A 20,481-nucleotide genomic window follows, 5' to 3' on the forward strand; every position below is an offset into this window, starting at 1 on the left:
CCTCCGTGCCGTAGCAGTGCCGCCCTATTTGTGGCCGCTTGGAGGAGTATGGGCGGACGGAGGGAGTACCCAGGAGCGTTCCCGGACCAGATGAACCAGCCAGCGCCGGGACTGGCGTATCCAGTCACCAATCTGTGTATTGCTCCATGCGCCGGAGGGCACCGGCGCGGCGGTAAGCCGGTCCATGATGATATCCCGAATGGTCTGGGCGCGTGCATCCCAGGTCAAGCCTCGACTGTCCGCCTGCGCTGCCGCTCCGAGCTTGGCTGCAAGCCTGGTGTCGGCGGTCAGCGTTTTCAGCCCGGCAACCAGGGCGTCCGGACAATCCGGCTTGCAGAGGAAGGCGTTTTCGCCGTGCTTGAGGACTTCCCGCACGTCGGGCGTGTCGCCTGCCATGATCGGCCTGCCAGAAGCCATGTAGAGGAAGAGCTTGAGCGGCAGCACCGTCGAGCCGAATTTTGCCAGTGGTTGTCTGGAGGGAGGGATCAGCAGGACGTCCGCGGCAAAGATATAGTGGCGGAGGGTCTCCGGCGGCTGCCAGGGAACCACCCGGACGTTTGCGGCAGTCTTCGCCATGGTCTCGATTGGGCCCTCATTATGCGAGCCAACCAGAATGAACAGGAGGTCGGGCAGGCTTTTCGCGGCCTCGATCACCAGGGCCAAGCCCTTTTTATGGTTGATGCGTCCGGTGTAGATGGCGGTCTTCTGGTCGACGGGGACGCCGATGCTTCGCTTCGCGGCCTCGATCGGGAGAGCCGGTTGCAAGTGCCGCGGCTCGAACCCGTTGCGGATGCAGCACAGCTTGTTTGCCGGGACCCCGATTACAAGATATTTTTCTCTGGTGTAGTCGGAATGGCAGATGTTGATCAGGAAGCGCCGATGGGACATCAGGGCGCGGATCAAAGGTTGCAATGGCGGAATCTGGTCAGGCCATGGCCGGTAATGATCGAATACGACGCACTGCCCCAGGAGCACCGTCAACCAGGCAACCCACAGATTGCGCGTGTAGACCATGTCAACCTGTCGGAATTCGTGTCGGAACACCAAGGTCAATCCGCAACAGAAATGCCGAAGCACCGCCGGCCGGAGCGGAGCGTAGGCGCGGATCAACGGCAGTCCGGCAAGCGGGCTGGTCGCGGCGGTTTGCGCACGACCCCTGGTCGGCACGTGCAACCAAGATTGCGCGGCCAGTGGTGCCAGATATGTCGCCGTCGTGATGAAGACTTCCGCGTCCGCTTCGGAACTCGGCAGGCTATTCTCGAATGCGAAGAGGATTTTCATGGGCGCCCAGGCGACGGAGTACGGAGATGCCGCGCGTTCCGGGCTCTCGCGCGCCGAATGCCCGTTTGGCTCTTGTCCGGGAGCAAGCGACGCAACACAATGCTTCCCTATAGTCAACGAGCAGGTTCGACAAGACTTCGGATGAGTGACACCTGTAACCATACGAGAGGCCCGGACAGGCACTCGCTGGGTCCCGACCCTGGGCAGACAAGCAGTTCCAGGCTTTGATCCTCAATCGTTATCTGAGGCGGGAGATCAGCAAGCCGTTGCTGCCCGTGCTGGGGATCCTGGTGGCCTTGTTCGGCAGCTATAGTGCCGCGACCCTCCTATCGGACGCTGTCAATGGGCTGCTCCCTGGCGACATCATCACCGAGCTGGTCGGGCTCAAGGTGCTCATCTCGCTGGAAGTGTTGATCCCCGTAGCGCTCTACATGTCGGTCATTCTATCGTTCGGCAGGCTTTACAGCGACTCCGAGTTGACGGCGGCCTACGCGTTGCGCATAACGCCGGCACAGATCAGCGGCGCGGTTCTTGTCGTGGCGGGGTGCGCCGCCCTGGCAGTGGCTGGGCTATCGCTGGTGGTGAGGCCGTGGGCCTACCAGAAGCTCCATACGCTTTCATCGCACGCCGCGAGCACGCTTGACGTCGCCGCAATGCAGCCGGGGACCTTCTATATTGGTCAACACGGCAGGCGGGTGATCTTCCTGGGCCATCGCCATGGGCCCACCACTCCGGCACGCGATGTCTTCGTGCAACTCTGGCGTGGCGATCACATCCGGATCATCCACGCCCGGCTCGCCGACAAGCTGCCGCAAGGGCAGGCCTCGGAGGGCATCCGCATCGACATGCACGATGCCCATATCTACACCATGGATCTCGGAAGCACCCAGAACGACCAGGTCCTCAGCGCCCGGGACCTCATCATCAACCCAGACGGCACCAGCGATGTGACACCCGAATACAGTTCGGTCGCCGCCAGCAGTCCGCGGCTTGTGGCCTCAAATTTGCCCGCGGACATCGCCGAGCTGCAATGGCGGCTATCGACGCCGATTTCAACGCTCTTGCTTGGCCTTTTGGGAATTCCGATGAGCCGCGCAAGGCCGCGACAAAGCAAATACAGCAAGCTCGGCGCGGCCATCCTGATCTATTTCGGATATTACCTGCTCTGCACTTCGACAAGAACCTGGGTGCAGCACGATATGATCGCCGGGTTCCCCGGGGTGTGGTGGGCGCCCGGGCTCCTGAGCCTGTTCTTGCTTGCCGTCACGTATCGACCGCGGCGTTTGGAGCGCGGCCGCGCATGAGCGGACAGTTGCTTGATCGCTATGTCCAGGTCGCTGCCTTCAAAGCCTATGTCCTTGTGGTGACAGGTCTGACCGCCTTGTTCAGCCTGCTCGCGTTCGTCGAACAACTTGGCTTTGTCGGTCAAGGGCACTACCGCGTCTCTGACGCTCTCGTCTACGTGCTGCTGTCTGCTCCGTACCGCCTGCTGCAGATGACGCCGATGTCGATGCTGCTGGGAAGCCTCCTTGCACTCGGCTTGCTGGGCAGGAACTCCGAGCTGATTGCCATGCGAAGCATGGGGTTTTCCGAAGGTCGCGTTATCCGCCGGATTGTCGTGCTTGCCCTGCCGATCGCGATCATGTTGTTTTTGCTGGCGGAGTTCGTCATCCCGACCGCTCAACGGCTGGCGCAGGAGCGTCGTTCATCTGCCTTGACGTCCCTGACGACCCTGCGCAGTGCCGACAGTTTCTGGGCGCAAGGCAATAACCAGTATTTGAATGTGCAGCGGTTTCTGTATGGCAATGTCCCCAGGGATATCGACATTTACGCTTTCGACGATGATGGCAATCTGACGAGCTTCATCCATGCCGAGTCTGCCGACATCAAGCCGGATGGAAACTGGCTGCTTACCGACGTGATCAAGAAGCGCATCCACGCCTCGCAGTTCAAGACCCAGCATCTTGCCTCGCTCTCCTGGCATTCCTTCATCAGCGCCAAACAGACCCGGCTCCTGATACTGCCCCCCGAAAGCATGCCGCCGATTGCCCTGTACCGCTATGTCCGCGCTCTCAAGGCGAGACATCAGCAGGCGACACGCTATGACCAGGAACTGTGGGCGAAGCTCAGCATGCCTCTGTCAATGGTTGCCATGATCATGATTGCGGCTCCCTTTGCGTTCGGGCCGCCGCGCGCGGAGAGCCTCGGACGCCAGATCACGATTGGCGCCGTGATTGGCATCGTGTTCACGTTTGCTCAGCAGATCACGGGTCAACTCGACCTGCTGCTCGACCTCAACCCGGCGGCTGCCGCCGTGGCGCCACCATTGCTCTTAATGGCCCTGGCGCTTACTCTCTTTCACCGCAGCTATCGATAGACGTTATTCGAGCTCATCCAAAGAGGCGAGAAATCGTCCGTGTCGGCGCTTTTGCTGCCAACTCAGGACAGCCAGCACGAGGCTGAAGCCGGCGACCTCAAAGATGAAGTAGCAAAGCGGCACTTGCAGCAAGGCACAGATGAAAATCCCGATTGTTCGGGAGTTGGCGGACAGGATTGACCATCGGCGCACCGGTTGCGCGAACGTCTCCCGATAGCTGAGCCGGATGGCGGCCACATGCTCAGGCCGCCGCGAAAAAATTGCGGTCAGGCGCTGTTGGAAATCCGCGCTGAAGCCGACCGCCAGGACCTGGACGCGCGTATAGAGCCGGTAGGCGCCAAATACCTTCGAGGCAGCCGCGGCCTTCGCTGCCGTGATCTCCTTGGATTTCCGGTCCCAGCCCCAGAATTCGTATTGCTGGCGCTGCACCTCGTAGGCGGCAGCCTGTACGGCGTGGCAGGCCCCGGCTGCGATGACCAGACCCCACACCCAACTGCCATGCTGGCAACTGAGGTTCAGGGCCAGACCTGTGTAGACGGCGATGAAGGTGACGTAGTCGCAAACCCCGTCAAGAACCTTTCCGGACTCCGACTGCGTGTGGGTGAGACGCGCGAGCTGCCCATCGACGCCGTCCATCACGTGCCAGGCAATCATCAGGATGAATCCCGCCAGCGCGAACAGCGGATTGTGGTAGCGAAAATAAGCAAACCCGGCCAGGATGCCGAACAGCATGCCCGCGACGGAGACCGTATTCGGCCGGATATGCAGCCTCGCCAGCAACGGGGTCAGGCGGTTTGCCATCGCGTGGATGACGTAGAGGTTGGTGGGATCCTCGATTTCCGAGGTTCGCCGGACCGGCTCAGGCGTTTGCATCAAATCCGCCCCAAATCGAGCAGCCTCTCGGCTTTGCCAAAGCCGGCGGGATCATCGACGTCAAGCCAGACCTTGCCGCGGACGTCGAGAACCCGGGCCTTGCCCCATCGCGCAAGCACGTTCATGGCGCCGGAGATGCTGTCGTCGCCGTGCGCCTGACTTTCCTCCAGTGCCTCGAAAATCATCGGGGTGCACAGGAAGGCACCGGTATCGATGGCGTTGAAGTCAGACAGGGACTTGCCGATCTGCTGGATGCGTCCATCCGAACATTTGACCCGGGTAACGTCGTCCGGGTCATTGAGCGAACTGCCGATGTTGTAGTCCACCGCCAAGGTGACGGTATCCGGCTCGATCTTTGCTGCGAGCAGGTCACGGTAGATGTCCGGATCGATCAGGTGGTCGCACATCGTCAAGACAAATGGCGCCGTAAGTTGCCGCTTCGCAGCCAGCACTGACACCCCGTTTGCCCGCTTCCACGCGTCGTTGATGACATGCGCGATGCGGATGTCCCGGCCGGCGGAGAAGCGATCAAGCTCGCTTCGCAGTTCCTCGCCGCGGTAGCCGCTGACGACCACGAACCCGTCCAGGCCGGCGATGCAAGCACGCTCGATCACGTGTTCAATGAGGGGCACATCCTTGAGGAGAATCAAGGGCTTGAGTTCACCCTTCTCTCTGAGCCTGACCCCCTGGCCGGCGGCGACGATAAGACATTTCATCGAGCGATGTGCACTTCCACGTGAGGGTCACTGGCTGGCAGGAGACGAGAGAGGCATGACCAGACCAGCATGCTGTAAAGCTGACATGTACGATGCTTGCGCACATAGTCCGGATCGATCTGCGCGACTCGCGAGCGTGTGCGGACCGATGCATACCAGTGCACCACCCGCGTCTCGGCGGACAGGACGGTGTCGAGCTTGATGCCGCGAGCGAGCCTGAACCAATGCTCGGAAATCTCCGGCGGCAAAGGATAGAAGACACGCGGGTCCTGGATCGTCAGGTCCCCTTGTTTGTAACCCGCCACCACCTCCGCGAGCAGGTCGGGTCCGAATGCGTAGGCCTGCGTGCGACGATCCTCGGGGACCGCAAGCATCGCATGGAGATAGTTTGCAAATATCGGCGCGTTCGGCTCCGCCCCCATGACGGCATTGTTGAGACCGCGGACGTAGAACCGCTCGATCCGCCGGAAGAGCCTCCAGCCATGCGGGACCATGCGCAGCGCCTTGCGAAGCAGATCGAGGCTCAGATGCCGAGCCCAGACCGCCGGCGAGCGGGACTCGCGCACGGTCCGAGGCCAGACGATGAGCTCGGCGCCGACGAACTGTCTGGTGTCGAGCAGGGGAAGCAGCGGGGCCACCGTGATGGTGTCGAGATCGAGGTACACGCCGCCCTGACGGTACAGGATCGCCGCGCGCAGCACGTCGGTCTTCGTCACGGCGCTGGCGAGCATGCCGTAGAGGCCGGCGAGCCGGCCGCCCAGGCCGAGCCTGTCTCCCACCTCCGTCAGAAAAGCAGGGGCGTCGATCCAGGAGAGCTGCACGCGGGGTGCGTTCGTCAGGCTGCGCAATGCCGCGCTGTCCTCGAGCGCCTCGGTATGGTGCAGCGTGACCGTCGCCAACGCGCTGCGTTCAGCGGCGGAGAGAATGGCAAAGGCATAGGCCCATGGCAGATCGGCCCCAATCCAGCAGAAATGCGCCTGGGGGGGGATCGTCATCTGCCTGGAACCGCTGCCTGATCAGCATTCCCGAGGCTTACCCGGATAGGCAGGGGCGCGCTAGTGCAGCGACCCAAACAGACCTTACCGGTCTGATCGGGTCAAAGCTGCACGATATCAATATGCTAGGGCACCTTAGACCCAAACAAAGCTGTTCACTTTGGTTGGGTCGGTGCACTAGCCGACCGGCCGGCATGTTGCCGTTTGTTTTTCCAGAGCGACCGGGCTAGAGCTACCCGCGCGTTGAACCGGATACGGCGGCGTGTCAATGCGGTGGGGAGTTAACCAGTGGTATGGGCAAGCGCCTGGCGCGGACGCAGCCATGATCTCGGCAAGATGTCCATGGGCGAACTATGGCGCGCTTACCTATTGTATCCAGCGATCCAGCTCTATTTTGCCCTGGCCGTCGGCTGCGCGGTTGTGGTCGGCGTCTGGGCTACCGACTGGAGCCGGGTCGCCCTGGCGGCACTGGCGACTGTGGTGGTCTACCCCTTCGCCTGGTACCTGATCCACCGGTTCATCCTGCATGGACGCTGGCTTTATCGTACAGCGTGGACCGCCGGTCTGTGGAAGCGCATCCATTTCGACCATCATCAGGATCCGCATCGGCTGGAGGTCCTGTTCGGCGCGCCGTCCAACACCGTGCCGACCATGGCGGCGATCACCCTGCCGATCGGCTACGCAATCGGGGGTGTCGCGGGCGCCGCGGGGGCATTCGGCACCGGCCTGCTGATCACCTGCGTCTACGAGTTCTGCCACTGCATCCAGCACCTGAACTACAAGCCGCGCAGCCGCCTGCTGCAATACATGAAGCAGACGCACCTGCTGCATCATTTCCATGACGAGGGCGGCAATTACGGCATTGTCAGCTTTCTGCCGGACCGTCTGTTCCGCACCTACTACCGCGGTGCCAGGAGCCGGCCGCGCAGCCGGCATGTGTTTGACCTGGGTTATGACCTGCACGCGGCCCAGCAGTTCCCCTGGGTGATGCAGCGCACCGGAGCGCCGCCGCGTAGCCGTCCTCCGGCGCCTGCCGCACGGCATCAGACCACGCCATAATGACGCGTCGTGGATCGATTGAAATTGTACCGGTCGTAGGCTCAGCCGCTCTGCAGCGGTTTGTGGCACTGCCCGATCGACTGTCACGGTCGGACCCGAATTATGTAGCGCCGCTGCACGATGAGCAGCGCAAGCTATTGCGGCCAGACCACAACCCCTACTTTGAGCATGCTGAGGCGCGCTATTGGCTGGCCCGGCGCAACGGTCGCTATGTCGGCCGCATCAGCGCCCAACTGGAGCGTCAGAACGGTGAGCCGCTCGGCCATTTCGGCATGATTGCCGCCGAGGATGATGAAGCGGTGTTCGAAGCTCTGCTCGGGAGCGTCGAGAGTTGGCACCGCGCGCATGGCATCACCCACGTCAGCGGCCCGTTCAATTTGTCGACCAACGAGTCGCTCGGCGTGCTTGTACAAGGCTTCGACACGCCGCCGATGCTGCTGATGGGCCATGACCAGCCCTATGTCGGCCCACGACTGGAGGAGCAGGGTTACCGAAAGGACAAGGATCTCCTCGCCTACCTCTACGATACCGGCACCGAACTGCCGCTCGCCATACGCCGTATGATCGACCGCCCATTGCCGACGGGATTGGTGATCCGTCCACTCGACCTCTCTCGCTACAAGCAGGAGGTGCAGACCGTCAGCGACCTGTTCAACGACGCCTGGGCGGAGAACTGGGGATACGTGCCGCTGCGGGAGGCGGAAACCGATCAGCTTGCCAAGGACCTGCGCCTATTGCTGAACGAGAAGCTGATCTGGTTCGCCGAATTCGAGGGACGGCCGATCGGCTTCATCGTCGCCTTGCCGAACCTGAACGAGGCAATCCGTGACCTCGGCGGGGTTCTGCTGCCGTTCGGCTGGGCAAAGCTGCTGTGGCGTCTCAAGGTCAGCGGTGTGCGTTCGGCCAGAATTCCGCTGATGGGCATCCGGCGCAGCTTCAGCCAGGGCCTGCTGGGCAGCCTTGTGCCGTTCCTGCTCATCGATGCGGTGCGCCGGGAGGGACGCAAACTCGGCTACCGTGCGGTCGAGCTGTCCTGGATCCTTGAGGACAACGCGCCGATGTGCCGCATCAATGAGGCGGTGGGCGGCGTGGTCTACAAAACCTATCGCATCTACGGCAAGGATATTTAAGCCGCTTCTCGCCGCAATCCGAGGGCTGCCGCGATCTCCGTGAACCGCGAGACGGCGGCGCCAACCTGCGCCGCGTGGTGCATCGCGGTCACGCTGACCCGAAGCAATGGCCGCCCGTCCGGGGTTGCCGGCGGCAGCACAAGATTGACGTAGATACCCTGGTCCAGCAGCCGGTTCCAGAACCTGGTCGCGGTGGCGATGTCCGGCAGCGACACGGCAACGATCGGGCTCGCGTGCGGCCCGACCTCGAAACCCGCCTGCCGCAGGCCGCCGTGCAGATGCCTGGCGTTCGCCCAGAGATTGTCGCGAAGTTCCGGCGCCTCCCGCAGCCTGGCCAGTGCCGCTTGCGTCGAGGCGATCACCGCGGGCGGCAGGGAAGCGGTAAACATGTAAGGCCGGCAGGCGACGCGCAGGATATCGAAATCCGGGTGGTCGGAGACACAATAGCCGCCAATGCTGCCGAGGCTCTTGGAGAAGGTGCCGACGATGAAATCCACGTCCGACTCCACGCCTGCCGCTTCAGCCAGGCCGCGGCCATGTTCGCCGAGCACGCCAAAGGAATGGGCCTCGTCCACCAGCAGGGTGGCGCCGGTCTCCCGCTTCACCGCCGCGATCTCGGCCAGAGGAGCGGAGTCGCCGAGCATCGAATAGATGCCTTCGACCACCACAAGCCTGCACCCGGGTGCTGCGCCAAGGCGCCGTAGCCGCCGATACAGATCATCCGCGTCGTTATGACGGAAGCGGACCACCTGCGCATGGCCCAGTCGGCTTGCATCATAGATGCTTGCATGGCTGTCCGCGTCGATCAGCAACGTGTCGTCCTTGCCGGCGAGGACCGACAGCATCCCCAGATTGGCCTGGTAACCAGTGGTGAACACCATGCAGGACCTGCGCCGATAGAAGCCGGCTAGCGCGATCTCCAGCTGGTTGTGCAGGTCGAACGTGCCGTTGGCGATGCGCGAGCCGGTGGTGCCGGTGCCGTGCCGCCGCACCGCCTCGATCGAGGCGGCCAGGCAGGTCGGGTCATGACTGAGGCCCAGATAATTGTTGGTGCCGAACAGCAGCACAGTCCTGCCTTCGATGACGCCCTCGGTGGCGGAGAGCGCCTGCTCGATGACCACGCGGAACGGGTCGCGCCCCGCACCGATATGGAACGCGCGGGCCTGCGCGAGTGCGGAGAACTTGGCGAGGATCGACATGCTCAGGCGGCCGTTGTGCGGCGCGCCGGGACCGGCCGTCTGTGGAGAGGGAGCATCGTGCAGGATCCTGTATACCAGGCTGAGACACTCGCAGAACCTGGCGTGGTCTTCCAGCCCTGGCGACCGCGCCGAACCTGCCAGCCGGTTCAGCTCTGGGCCTTCAACTGGGCGAAGCAATGCGCCAGATCGTCGACGGTGCGCACGTCCGCCAGGCGATCGAGAGGCAGGGAGACATCAAGCTTGTCCTCTATCTGCATGACGAAATTCATCACCGCCAGGGAATCCAGCCCGAGATCCTCTACGATCACCGTAGCCCCGACGACGGGACGGGTGACCTTGGGGTTGGCGACCAGCGTCTCGACAATCAGCCGGGTAATCGTCTCCATGTCAGTGCTCATATGCACATCCTCCAGCTCGGCGCCAGGGGCTCGCTGCCGCTGACGAACATGCGGTTCCTGTCAGACCAGCCAGCCTGTTTGGCGATACCACGCGACGGTCGAGGCAAAGCCGCGCGGGAGATCAATGCCGGGTGCTGCGTGCATCGCCGGGAGCAGCTCCTCGGCCGAGACCCCCCAACAGGGGTATAGCATCTCCCGCGCCTTGCCCGCGCTGAATAGCCCCGGGCGTCCGGAAACCCGGGCAAGCAGGCTCGCGGCGATGCCGGCGAAGCGCACGGCCGACCCCGGCAGTCGAACGAAGCGGGGATTATTGCCCAGTGCTGCGGCAGCCAGCCCGAGGATGTGGCGCGGCGCGTATCCTGCCGGACGCAGGTCGGCAAGCGCGTGGATGCTGCCGCCGGGCGCCTCGTTCCAGGCAGCCAAAGCGGCGATCGCGGCCGCGGCGTCCTCGACATGGATCATCGCGATGCGTGCCTCCGGCGATCCCGGTACCGGCACGATCGGCTTGGCCGCGGCGCGGAAGATGCCGAACGTCGCGCGATCCCACGGGCCGTAGATCACCGGCGGCCGAATGATCGTAAGGCGGCCCGAGAAGCTTGCGGCCAATCCGCGTTCTCCGGCGCGCTTGCTTTCGGCATAGGCGGAAAGCCGCGGCACCCGCGCCGCGAGAGAGGAGATGCCGATCAGGTGCGCCCCCGGGGCGTGCCGCTGTGTCGCGCCAGCCAGGCGCACCGCGCCATCGCGGTTCACCGACAGGAATTCGCGCCGCGAACGCGCCTTGATCAGCCCGGCGGCGTGGATCACGATATCGCAACCCTGCACCAGCCGGCCAAGTGCCGGCGCGTCATCAAGGTCACCCGTGACCAGGTCGGCGGTGAGATCCCGCCAGAGCGGGTGCGAAGCCTCCCGACGGGTCAGGATTCGCAGGCGAAAACCGCGTGCCGCAAGAGCAGTGGCCAGGTGCCGGCCGAGAAACCCCGTGCCCCCGGTGAGGGCCACGAGCGGTGCCGCCCGCATGCGGTCCGCTTTCATCCTGAGGCGGCTGAGGAGAGCAGCGGCGTCGGGTCGAAAGCCCCGGCCAGCAGCATCTGCTTGGCGCGGGCACGGCTGAGCTTCCCGGATGACGTTTGCGGCAGGCTGCGCGGCGGCACCAGGACGACCGACACGTCAATGCCGTGCCGGCGACGGAACAGCGCGACGGCCTCGGTCCGCAACGTCTCCCTGGCACCGGGTGCTGCCATACGGCACTGCACCAGGGCTACGATCTCTTCCGAGACGCCGCTGTCGATGGAGAACACCACAACGTCCCGGCTGCGCAGCACCGGCAGTTCGGACTCCGCTGTCCATTCAAGATCCTGCGGCCAGATGTTGCGGCCGTTGACGATCATCAGATCCTTGGCCCGCCCGGTGACGACGATCTCGCCATCGATCAGGTAGCCGAGATCACCGGTATTCAGCCAGCCATCGGGGGAAAGCACACGGGCGGTTTCTTCCGCATGGCCGTAATACCCGGCCATGATGCTGGGACCGCGGACGAATAGGGTTCCCACACGACACTCAGGCAGCACACGGCCATCCGCATTACGTACCTCCAGCGCGTGCCCTGGCAGCATCGATCCGCAGCGGACAAAACCGCGGCCGTCGGTCTCGTCGTCCATGTTGTAGGAAAGCGCCAGCCCATGATGCTCCAGGGCTCGGCGCGCGACCACGTGGGTCCGAATGCCGCGTCCGAGCGGGGCGAAGCTCAAGGCGAGCGTCGCCTCGGCCATGCCGTAGCTGGCCACGAAAGCTTTGGACTTAAAACCCCTTGCGGCAAATCCGGCGGCGAACCCCTGCAGCACCTGCGGCCGGATCATGTCGCCGCCGACACCGGCGGCCCGCCAGCAGGAAAGGTCCAGCTCGGCGGATGCGCTCTCTGCCTGCCGGGTGCATAGCTCGTAGCCGAACGAAGGGCTGTAGGCCAGGGTGCCGCGATTGCGGCTGATCAGGTCAAGCCAGACCAGGGGCCTGCGGGCAAATTCGCGGGTTGGCAGCAGGTCCACCGACATCTGGCAGGCCAGAGGCGTCAGCAGGAAGCCGACCAGCCCCATGTCGTGATAGAGCGGCAGCCAGGAGACGCCCCGGTCGCCGTCACGCACGGCAAGGCCGTGTTGAGCAATGGAGGCGGCATTCGCGATCACCGCTTGCTGGGTCGCCGCGACTCCGAGCGGGAAGCGGGTGCTGCCGGAGGAAAATTGCAGGTAAGAGAGACCGAACCGGTCCGGCGTCGGCAACGCCACAGCGACAGGCTCCACCTCCCAAAGCTGTGCCTCGGTGCCAACCACACGCAGGCCCAGCCCGTCAGTTGCTTCCTGCAGCCAGGCGACCAGCGTCTGAGGACCGAATGCGGCGGCGGCGCCGGCGCTCTGGATCATGCGGCGAAGACTTGCGATATAATTTTCACGCCCGGCAAACGCGGCCGGCAGTGGCAGTGGCGCCGGTATCAGCCCAGCATATTGGCAGGCGAAGAAGATCCGGACGAAGTCGCTATGGCTTTCCGCGATCATCGCGACGCGGTCGCCAGGATGCAGCCCGAGTGTCAGCAGCCGCTGGGCTTGATCAACCGCCTGACGGCGCAGCTTTCGATATGGGAGCGCTTCCAGCAGCACCCCGCGTCCAGAATAGAAATTGATGCCGGCCTCGCCATGCGCGGCATAGTCGAGCGCATCCACAAGGGTCATGAAATCGGCGACGCGACGGGTTTGGCCGGAAGCAGACGGAGTCGGAGCGACTGAGTTCGGCACGGGTCGGATTTATCCTTGTGAGGGAATCGTGGGTCCACCTTTTGAGGCGGTCCGGCGAAGGCTATGGATGGCTATCTTGGTCCCCAATCATCGCCGTTCAGGTTGATCGACCCGAGGCGCTCCAGAAAGTGGGTGCCACCAATCGACTACGGCCGAGTAATCAGCGGAGGCGACCTCCAGGCCAGCCAGGGATCGTGAGCGCATCCGGCGGTGCCGAAGGGTCGATGGGGGATACACGAACGTAACACGATGATCATCTGTGCAAACTGGCTGCTAACCTCGCCTAGGTAAAGGGCACGCTCCCAACGCCGGCAACGCTCAGTACGGTCACGATCAGAGATCAGGTTTCGCTGCTGGCGCGCAATCCGCACGATCGGGTCGGTCACTGCCATGCGCGCCGCTCCTCTTGCGTCAGGGAAACGTCGACCGACGCACGCGACCGCGATGATTGCACCGCCGCCTCCATGATCGCCATGACGCACAGAGCCTGGACGGAGGGAACGGGATTGGGACCAGCACCTCTCACGGCATCGACGATGCCCTGGTAATAGCGGCGCTGATCGCCGGCGACTGACGGGATTTGTCTGGCTGCTCCTTCGCCGCCCCCTCCTTCGCCATGATAGACGAGAAGCGCGTCGGGATCCTCGCCCCAGCCTGGCGCACCCGGAAGCATGCCCTCCAGCAGCTGCGCTTCCTGGCGATCGCTCGACCGTTTCACGATGCTTCCAGCATCTCCGTGGACCGTGAAGCGGTTCGTGCCGCCTGCCACGAGCATGCCAGCATGCAGGATGGCGCGCTGTTTGGCATGGAACAGAATCACGTGAGCCCAGTCATCGGTCTTGGCACCGGAGCGCTGCATTGCCAAAGACGCCTCAACCCGATCCGGTATTCCGAGGATTTGGACCGCCTGGTCGACCAGATGGGGTCCGAGATCGAACCAGACGCCGCTGCCGGCGCCCGCTCGCTCACGCCAGCGATCACGCACCTCCGGTCGAAACCGATCGAAATGGGACTCGAATTGGCTGACCGTGCCCACCAGGCCGTCATCGATCGCCCGTCGCACGGTCAGGTAATCGCTGTCCCAGCGGCGATTATGGAACACCGACAGCAGCACACCTCGTAGCACAGACAGAGCGACAAGGTCACGCGCCTCGGCGAGGTCCAACGTGAAGGGCTTGTCGATAACGACATGCTTGCCCGCGGCGATCGCGGCGCGGGCCAGTGGGGCATGGGTGTCGTTGGGTGTTGCAATCACGATCAGATCGATCTCGTGCGCGGTGATCAGCGCGAGCGGATCGGCGTAGACCTTCGCACTCGGGTAGTCTGCACGGACCGAGGCCGCAGCGCGCGACGACACCCCGCAGAGCCGAAGACCGGGTACAGCGGCGATGAGGGGCGCGTGAAAAACCTTGCCCGAATACCCGTAGCCGAGGAGACCAACGCGAATAGGCTCGGACGGTCCTTTCATTGTAGTGTTCCTCCCGGTTGGTTCTCTTGACCTGTGGCGCGACGGCAGGAACAGCGTTGCCTCCCTTCGCACTGGGTTCCGACTGAGACTGGCATCGGCATACAACAGGGGGACGGCGTGTCATCTATCGCCACGGCAAAAACTTCGGCCTTCGACGTTGCCAGCGACGTCGAGACGCTGCGGCGCGATGGTGTGGTGGGGCTGAAGGGCGGCCTGTCGCGTGAATGGGTGGCAGGACTGCACGATGACATGATGACGGCGTTCTGGGAGGCGATCCAGCGCCCCGGCGGCGCTGTCGGACGCGGTCCCCGGCGCTGGTATGTCGAACTGCATCCCGAGGCGCTCAGCGGCTTCGTCGATCTTGCCACCCATCCCTGGATCATCGCCATGGCCGAGGCGACGCTCGGTCGGGATTATCAGATCGTCGAAGTTGGCTTCGACACGCCGTTTCAGGGTGCCAGGAACCAGCCCTGGCATCGCGACTTCCCCTCGCCACCCGACAGCTACGTCGAACACCGGATCACGTCGCTGGCCTTCAACGTCACTGGTGTCGACGTAACGCCTGACATGGGACCGTTCGAGGTGGCACCTGGAACCCAGTGGGATGATGGCCGCGGGTGGGCGCACGAGATGTTCCCGCCGGAAGTCTGCTGGAGCCGCTTTGCCGAACGTGGCGTGCGCAAGTTCCCCCAGATGGGCGACATCTCCTGCCGCTCGGCCCTGACCATACATCGCGGGACGGCGCATCCGTCGCCGATTGCCCGTCCTGTCCTGGTGCTCGGCTTCGATGCACCCGGCGCCGGCCACGCGGCCCTGCACGACATGATGGTGACCCGCGACACCCATGCGGCGCTGCCGGCAACCTTGCGCGACCACCTGGTCTGCCGGGTCGTCGACAAGCTGGTGCCGATCACCCAAAAGCACGACATTGAGGGGCTGGTGATGGGCTAGGATCGGTTCGCTGCCAACCTTGCTCGTCGTCGCGGTTGCGGGCAGATCGGGGCGGATGGCTGAACCCGAGCACGGACTGCAGTGGTGACGCCTCTCCTGCGGGGCTGGTGTCCGGATTTGTTCGCGCCGATGCAGTCTGGGGATGGCTGGCTGGTGCGGGTCAAGCCGCGGCTGGGCCGGATTGCGGCGGCCGAGGGGTTGCTGATCGCTGATTGGGCGCGTCGGTTTGGCAATGGCGTCATCGAGCTGACAGGACGCGGCAATCTGCAGCTTCGCGGCCTGACGCTTAAGTCCGCGGAGGCGGTCGCGCGCGCGGCGGTGGCGGCCGGCCTCGCAAGTGCTGATCCGGCGGTCGAGCGGCGGCGCAATATCCTGCTCTCGCCATTGGCGGGGCAGGGGACGTGCGCATTGGCGTGCGCCCTGGAATGCGGGTTGGCGGCCGATGGTTCGTTGGCGGCGCTGCCTGGCAAGTTCAGCTTTGGTGTGGACGGCAGCGGCTTGGGTCTGGGCGGCGTTGCTGCCGATATCGTGCTGCGCGCAGATGGCGACGGCTGGCGCGTTGGCGAGGATCGCCACGCCGCCGACGATGCGCCGGCGGCGGCGCTGTTACTCGCGCGGAACTGGCGTGATCTGCCGCGTCGAGCGGCCAGCGGGTCGGCGCCGATGGCGGTTGGCTGGCTGCCGGCGTGGCGGGCGTTCGGCTTCGGCGTGCGGTTTGGCCAGTTCGACGCGGCGGTTTTGGAGCGTCTTTGCGGATCGTCGTGCGCGCATGGCGACGGCATTCTGCATCTGACGCCGTGGCGGGTGGTGCTGCTTTCGGGAGTGGCACAGGCTAACGTGGCGGGGCTTGCTGAAGCAGCGGGATCGCTGATCACGCAGCCGGACGATCCGCGCCGTCTGGTTTCGGCCTGCGTCGGCCGTGTGGGGTGTCCGCAGGGGAGTGTCGACTCGCGTGGGGACGCCTTGGCGCTGCTGGCGGCCGGCGTCTCGGTGGACTCCTTGCATGTGTCGGGCTGTGCCAAGGGCTGCGCGCATCCGTCGCCGGCCGCGGTGACGCTGGTGGGGAGCGGCGGCCGATACGGGCTGGTGCGACAGGGGCGGGCGGGCGATACACCGCAGAGCGACGGGCACACGGTGGCGGACCTCGCCCGGCTCCTCGTCGCGGGCGGGAGAGCAGGCGGGCGTTGACCGACTACGAGTACGAGCGCGACGGAGCGGCGATCTATGCCCGCTCGTTTGCCATCATCCGTGCAGAGGCGGACCTGTGCGGACTGAGCACGGACGAGGCGGATGTCGCGGTCAGGGTGATCCATGCGTGTGGCCGGGTCGAGATCGCCGCCAGCCTGCGGTTTGGCATGGGCTTCGTGGCTGCGGCGCGTGCAGCGTTGCGTGTCGGGTGCCCGGTGTTCTGCGACTCCGAGATGGTGGCGCACGGCATCACCCGCGCCCGGCTACCGGCCGGCAACAACGTGATCTGCACCCTGCGCGATCCCCGCACACCCGCATTGGCGCAGCGCCTGGGCACGACCCGCTCCGCGGCGGCGCTCGACCTGTGGGGCGAGCGGCTGGCGGGTGCGGTGGTGGCGATCGGCAACGCGCCGACCGCATTGTTCCATCTGCTCGAGCGCATTGCGCAAGGCGGCCCGCGGCCGTCGGCGATCGTCGGCATGCCGGTCGGCTTCGTCGGTGCGATGGAGTCCAAGCTGGCGCTCGCGGAATTCGCGACAATCCCCTGGGCAATCGTTGAGGGGCGGCAGGGCGGGAGTGCCATGGCGGCGGCGGCGATCAACGCGCTGGCGGGTGGGCCGGGGTGAGGGGGACCCTGTCGATCGTGGGGGTGGGGCCGGGGGATCCGGAGCTGCTGACCATCAAGGCGGCGCGGATCATTGGAGCGGCGCGCTGTGTGGCGTTCTTCGCCAAGCGCGGCCGTCTCGGTCATGCGCGTGGCATCGCCGCCCAATGGATCGACGCCTCCGCCGAGCAGTTGCGCTTCGAATATCCGTTCACCACCGAGCTTTCGGTGGCCGATCCGCGCTACCTCGCCGATATCGGCCGGTTCTACGAGCGCTGCGCCGGTCTACTGGCCGAGCGGCTGGGTGCCGGGATCGACGCCGCCCTGCTGTGCGAGGGCGACCCGTTCTTCTACGGTTCGGCGATGTATCTGTTCGACCGGCTGCGCGGCGCGTTCGCGCACCGGATCGTGCCCGGTGTCACCGGCATGAGCGGCTGCTGGTCGTCTGCCGACCTGCCGTTCACCCATGGCGACGACGTGTTGCAGGTGCTGCCCGGCACGCTCGAACGCGACGCCCTGGCGGCGCGGCTGCGGCTGGGAGACGCCGCGGTGATCATGAAGGTGGGCGGCAACCTGCCGAAGATACGCGCCGCTCTCGACGAGGCCGGCCAGCTCGGGCGCGCGATCTATATCGAGCACGGCACGATGAGCGGCGAACGCATCCTGCCGCTCGCCTCCCTCGACCATTCAGGGCCGGACGCCCCGTATTTCTCGATGATCCTGGTGCCGGGCCGGCAAGGTCCAAGATGAGCGGACGGCTGGCCATTCTGGGTCTGGGGCCGGGTGATCCGGCGCTGCGCACGCCGCAGGTCGATGCGGCATTGCAGCGGGCCAGCGACCTGGTCGGCTACGGCCCGTATCTCGATCGCGTCGGGGGCGCCCGCGCAGTGCGGCACGGCTCGGACAATGGCGAGGAGATCGAACGCGCCCGCCTGGCGCTGCGGCTCGCGCACGAGGGCCGCGCGGTCGTGGTGGTGTCGTCGGGCGACGCCGGCGTGTTCGCCATGGCGAGCGCGGTGTTTGAGGCAATCGAACATGGCGATCCCGCCTGGCGCGACCTCGATGTCGAGGTGATGCCCGGGGTGTCGGCGATGCTGGCCGCCGCCGCCCGGCTCGGGGCACCCCTCGGTCACGATTTCTGCGTGCTGTCGCTGTCAGACAACCTCAAGCCCTGGGAGTTGGTGCTGCGCCGGCTGCGCGCCGCGGCGCAGGCCGGATTTGCATTGGCCCTGTATAATCCGCACTCGCGTGCGCGCCCGTGGCAGCTCGATGCCGCGTTCGCGCTGCTGCGCGAGGTCCTGTCGGATACCGTGCCAGTGGCGTTCGCGACCGCCGTCAGCCGGGCTGAGGAGGTCCTGGCCATCACGACCCTGGGCGAGGCGCGGGGCGCGCAGGCCGATATGCGCACCCTCGTGCTGATCGGCACCGAGGCGACCCGGACGATCCCCCGCGATGGGGCGCGGCCCTGGCTCTACGCGCCGCGTTCGCAGGGCTGAGGCGGGCGGTCGCGGTGCAACGCCAGCAGCCACGCCAAAGGGTCCGTCGGAGCGGCCCCGGAGACGGAGTCGGGCCGGTCGATCATGACCACCGGGATACCTGCATTCCGGCAGGCGGCCAGCTTGGCCCCGGTCGCGTCGCCGCCGGAGTTCTTGCTGACCAGGCGCGCGATGTGTCGGTTCGCGAGCAGGGCCGCCTCCGCTGCCAGCGCGAACGGGCCGCGCGCCAGCAGCAGCTCCGCGTGCGGCGGCAGCAGCGACGGGTCTGGCGGATCGATGCAACGGATGACGTAATGGTGCTGCGGCGCGGCCCGGAACGCGGCAAGGCTTTTGCTGCCGACGGTCAGCAGCACCCGCAGCGGTACCGGGCCGATGGCGGCGGCGGCAGCATCGGCGTCCGGCACCAGGGTCCAGCGATCGCCGGGCTGCGGCCGCCAGGGCGCGCGTTCGATGCGCAGCAGCGGCACGCCGGCCGCTTCGGTGGCGTATCGTGCATTGGCGCTGATCCGCTGCGCATACGGGTGCGTCGCATCGATCACCGCCTCGATGCACTCCGCCCGCAGCCAGGCGCACAGACCATCAGTGCCGCCGAAGCCGCCGATCCGGCAGGGGACGGGCGACAGCATCGGGCTTTGCGTCACCCCGGCGAGCGACAGGGTGGTATCGAAGCGGTCGTCCCGCGCGAGGCATGCCGCCAGCCGCGACGCCTCGCCGGTGCCGCCGAGCAGCAGCACGCGCAACGCGGCGTTCCTCGTCAATGATCCCATGGCTGGCCATCCTGGGCATCGGCGAGGACGGTGTCGATGGCCTGTCCGATGAGGCCCGCCGGCTGCTCGGCGCCGCCGGACTGGTGGTCGGCGGCGCGCGCCATCTGGCCCTCGCACGCGGGCTGATCGCCGGCGAATGCCGTCCCTGGTCGTCGCCGCTGACCGACACCTTGGACGTCCTGCTCGCACGACGGCCTGAGCCGACGGTGGTGCTGGCGTCGGGCGACCCGTTCTGGTTCGGCGTCGGCAGCACGCTGCTGCGCCGCATGCCCGCGGGCGAAATGATCTGCCTGCCGGGACGGTCCTGCTTCTCGCTGGCCTGCGCCGCCCTTGGCTGGGGCCTGGAGACGGTCGCGACACACTCGCTATGCGGCCGGCCGCTCGCCGCCCTGTTGCCGGCATTGCAGCCCGGCGCGCGTCTGCTGGTGCTGTGCGCCGACGCCACAACCCCCAGCGCGGTCGCGGCGTTGCTGCGCGCGCGCGGCTTCGGCGGCTCCACGCTGCATGTCATGCAGGCACTCGGCGGGCCGCGCGCGCGCATCGTGACGCAAACGGCGGACCAGGCCCTGCCCGAAACCATCGACCCGCTCAACCTGCTGGCAATCGAGCTGGTGGCCGGGCACGAGGCCGCCGTGATCCCGCTCGCCTGCGGCCTCGACGACGCCTTGTTCGCTCATGACGGCCAGTTCACCCGGCGCGAAATCCGGGCGCTGACGCTCTCCGCCTTGGCGCCGCGCCAAGGCGAGCTGTTGTGGGATATCGGCTGCGGCTCCGGCTCGGTCGCCATCGAGTGGCTGCTGCGTCATCCCGCCAATCGCGCCGTCGCCATCGAACGCGACCCCGTCCGCGCCGCGCGCGCCGCGGGCAACGCCGAGGCTCTCGGTGTTCCCGGTCTGTCGGTGTGCCAGGGCGAGGCGCCGGCGGTGCTTGCCAAGTTGCCGCTGCCCAACGCGGTGTTCATCGGCGGCGGCGTCACCAACCCGGGGGTGCTTGACGCCGCCTGCAAGGCCTTGTCACCCGGCGGTCGCCTAGTGGTCAATGCGGTGACGACCGAGGCGGAGGTGGTGCTGCTTACGGCCCAGGCGACGTATGGCGGTGACCTGACGCGCATTGGGCTCGACCGGCTTGACAGCATCGGCACCATGCACGCGCTGCGGCCGGCGATGCGGATCACGCAATGGACTTGGACGAAGTGA

20 protein-coding genes are annotated in these 20,481 nt (G+C 65.7%); 10 read left to right on the forward strand and 10 right to left on the reverse strand.

Going from position 1 to position 20,481, the window contains the following annotated elements; genetic code table 11:
- Positions 1-24: 24 nt before the first annotated feature.
- Positions 25-1,014, reverse strand: coding sequence for a glycosyltransferase (locus ACQY4K_RS14440; protein ID WP_428390889.1), 990 nt, complete (start codon positions 1,012-1,014; stop codon positions 25-27).
- Positions 1,015-1,505: 491 nt separating this feature from the next.
- Between ACQY4K_RS14440 and lptF the strand changes: the two genes are divergently transcribed.
- Both lptF and lptG read left to right on the forward strand, forming a co-directional pair.
- Positions 1,506-2,585 (forward strand): LPS export ABC transporter permease LptF, encoded by a 1,080-nt coding sequence (gene lptF / locus ACQY4K_RS14445; RefSeq protein ID WP_428390890.1) that lies wholly within the window; start codon positions 1,506-1,508, stop codon positions 2,583-2,585.
- Entirely contained in the window at positions 2,582-3,658 is a 1,077-nt protein-coding gene (gene lptG, locus ACQY4K_RS14450) for an LPS export ABC transporter permease LptG (RefSeq protein WP_428390891.1), read from the forward strand. The genes lptF and lptG overlap by 4 nt, the downstream gene beginning before the upstream one ends.
- Before the next feature lie 3 nt (positions 3,659-3,661).
- Here the strand turns inward: lptG and ACQY4K_RS14455 are convergent, their stop codons facing one another.
- From ACQY4K_RS14455 to ACQY4K_RS14465, 3 genes are read right to left on the reverse strand one after another with little or no spacing between them, the layout of a single operon-like run.
- Complete coding sequence (locus tag ACQY4K_RS14455) at positions 3,662-4,531, reverse strand: CDP-alcohol phosphatidyltransferase family protein (protein ID WP_428390892.1); 870 nt, start codon at positions 4,529-4,531, stop codon at positions 3,662-3,664.
- Positions 4,531-5,247, reverse strand: a complete 717-nt coding sequence (locus ACQY4K_RS14460; protein ID WP_428390893.1) for an NTP transferase domain-containing protein — start codon at positions 5,245-5,247, stop codon at positions 4,531-4,533. Before ACQY4K_RS14460 ends, ACQY4K_RS14455 begins: the two co-directional genes overlap by 1 nt.
- Complete coding sequence (locus tag ACQY4K_RS14465) at positions 5,244-6,242, reverse strand: glycosyltransferase (RefSeq protein ID WP_428390894.1); 999 nt, start codon at positions 6,240-6,242, stop codon at positions 5,244-5,246. Before ACQY4K_RS14465 ends, ACQY4K_RS14460 begins: the two co-directional genes overlap by 4 nt.
- 336 nt (positions 6,243-6,578) lie before the next feature.
- Here ACQY4K_RS14465 and ACQY4K_RS14470 point away from each other — a divergent pair, with 336 nt between their 5' ends.
- Complete coding sequence (locus ACQY4K_RS14470) at positions 6,579-7,301, forward strand: sterol desaturase family protein (RefSeq protein WP_428396138.1); 723 nt, start codon at positions 6,579-6,581, stop codon at positions 7,299-7,301.
- A gap of 62 nt (positions 7,302-7,363) precedes the next feature.
- Entirely contained in the window at positions 7,364-8,431 is a 1,068-nt protein-coding gene (locus ACQY4K_RS14475; RefSeq protein WP_428390895.1) for a dATP pyrophosphohydrolase, read from the forward strand.
- Here the strand turns inward: ACQY4K_RS14475 and spt are convergent.
- The 5 genes from spt to ACQY4K_RS14500 all read right to left on the reverse strand — a co-directional run bounded on the left by spt (position 8,428) and on the right by ACQY4K_RS14500 (position 14,279).
- Entirely contained in the window at positions 8,428-9,630 is a 1,203-nt protein-coding gene (gene spt, locus ACQY4K_RS14480; RefSeq protein ID WP_428390896.1) for a serine palmitoyltransferase, read from the reverse strand. The two genes, ACQY4K_RS14475 and spt, sit on opposite strands and share 4 nt — an antisense overlap.
- A gap of 146 nt (positions 9,631-9,776) precedes the next feature.
- Complete coding sequence (locus tag ACQY4K_RS14485; protein WP_428390898.1) at positions 9,777-10,028, reverse strand: acyl carrier protein; 252 nt, start codon at positions 10,026-10,028, stop codon at positions 9,777-9,779.
- Positions 10,029-10,088: 60 nt separating this feature from the next.
- The gene (locus ACQY4K_RS14490) at positions 10,089-11,045 is read right to left on the reverse strand and encodes an NAD-dependent epimerase/dehydratase family protein (RefSeq protein WP_428390899.1); all 957 of its coding nucleotides are present in this window, start codon (positions 11,043-11,045) and stop codon (positions 10,089-10,091) included.
- Positions 11,046-11,056: 11 nt separating this feature from the next.
- Positions 11,057-12,811 carry a fatty acyl-AMP ligase gene (locus tag ACQY4K_RS14495; RefSeq protein ID WP_428390900.1) on the reverse strand — a complete coding sequence of 585 codons (1,755 nt, stop codon included), beginning with the start codon at positions 12,809-12,811 and terminating at the stop codon, positions 11,057-11,059.
- Positions 12,812-13,193: 382 nt separating this feature from the next.
- Positions 13,194-14,279: an oxidoreductase gene (locus ACQY4K_RS14500; RefSeq protein WP_428390901.1), complete on the reverse strand. Its 1,086-nt coding sequence runs from the start codon at positions 14,277-14,279 to the stop codon at positions 13,194-13,196.
- Positions 14,280-14,396: 117 nt separating this feature from the next.
- On the opposite strand from ACQY4K_RS14500, the gene ACQY4K_RS14505 reads away from it, so the two are divergent.
- The 5 genes from ACQY4K_RS14505 (at position 14,397) to cobJ (ending at position 18,518) form a co-directional block, all read left to right on the forward strand.
- Positions 14,397-15,230, forward strand: a complete 834-nt coding sequence (locus ACQY4K_RS14505; RefSeq protein WP_428390902.1) for a phytanoyl-CoA dioxygenase family protein — start codon at positions 14,397-14,399, stop codon at positions 15,228-15,230.
- An 84-nt stretch (positions 15,231-15,314) separates the two neighbouring features.
- A complete protein-coding gene (locus tag ACQY4K_RS14510; RefSeq protein WP_428390903.1) occupies positions 15,315-16,418 on the forward strand; it encodes a precorrin-3B synthase in 1,104 nt (367 codons plus the stop codon).
- Positions 16,415-17,044 carry a precorrin-8X methylmutase gene (locus tag ACQY4K_RS14515; RefSeq protein WP_428390904.1) on the forward strand — a complete coding sequence of 210 codons (630 nt, stop codon included), beginning with the start codon at positions 16,415-16,417 and terminating at the stop codon, positions 17,042-17,044. The genes ACQY4K_RS14510 and ACQY4K_RS14515 overlap by 4 nt, the downstream gene beginning before the upstream one ends.
- Positions 17,041-17,772 (forward strand): precorrin-2 C(20)-methyltransferase, encoded by a 732-nt coding sequence (locus ACQY4K_RS14520; protein ID WP_428390905.1) that lies wholly within the window; start codon positions 17,041-17,043, stop codon positions 17,770-17,772. Before ACQY4K_RS14515 ends, ACQY4K_RS14520 begins: the two co-directional genes overlap by 4 nt.
- Positions 17,769-18,518, forward strand: a complete 750-nt coding sequence (gene cobJ / locus ACQY4K_RS14525; RefSeq protein ID WP_428390906.1) for a precorrin-3B C(17)-methyltransferase — start codon at positions 17,769-17,771, stop codon at positions 18,516-18,518. The genes ACQY4K_RS14520 and cobJ overlap by 4 nt, the downstream gene beginning before the upstream one ends.
- On the opposite strand, the gene ACQY4K_RS14530 is transcribed toward cobJ, so the two are convergent.
- A complete protein-coding gene (locus tag ACQY4K_RS14530; protein WP_428390907.1) occupies positions 18,494-19,285 on the reverse strand; it encodes a cobalt-precorrin-6A reductase in 792 nt (263 codons plus the stop codon). The genes cobJ and ACQY4K_RS14530 overlap by 25 nt on opposite strands.
- Here ACQY4K_RS14530 and cbiE point away from each other — a divergent pair.
- The gene (gene cbiE, locus ACQY4K_RS14535) at positions 19,276-20,481 is read left to right on the forward strand and encodes a precorrin-6y C5,15-methyltransferase (decarboxylating) subunit CbiE (RefSeq protein ID WP_428390908.1); all 1,206 of its coding nucleotides are present in this window, start codon (positions 19,276-19,278) and stop codon (positions 20,479-20,481) included. The genes ACQY4K_RS14530 and cbiE overlap by 10 nt on opposite strands.

Source organism: Lichenicoccus sp., from assembly GCF_965276875.1.
Lineage (GTDB): Bacteria > Pseudomonadota > Alphaproteobacteria > Acetobacterales > Acetobacteraceae > Lichenicoccus.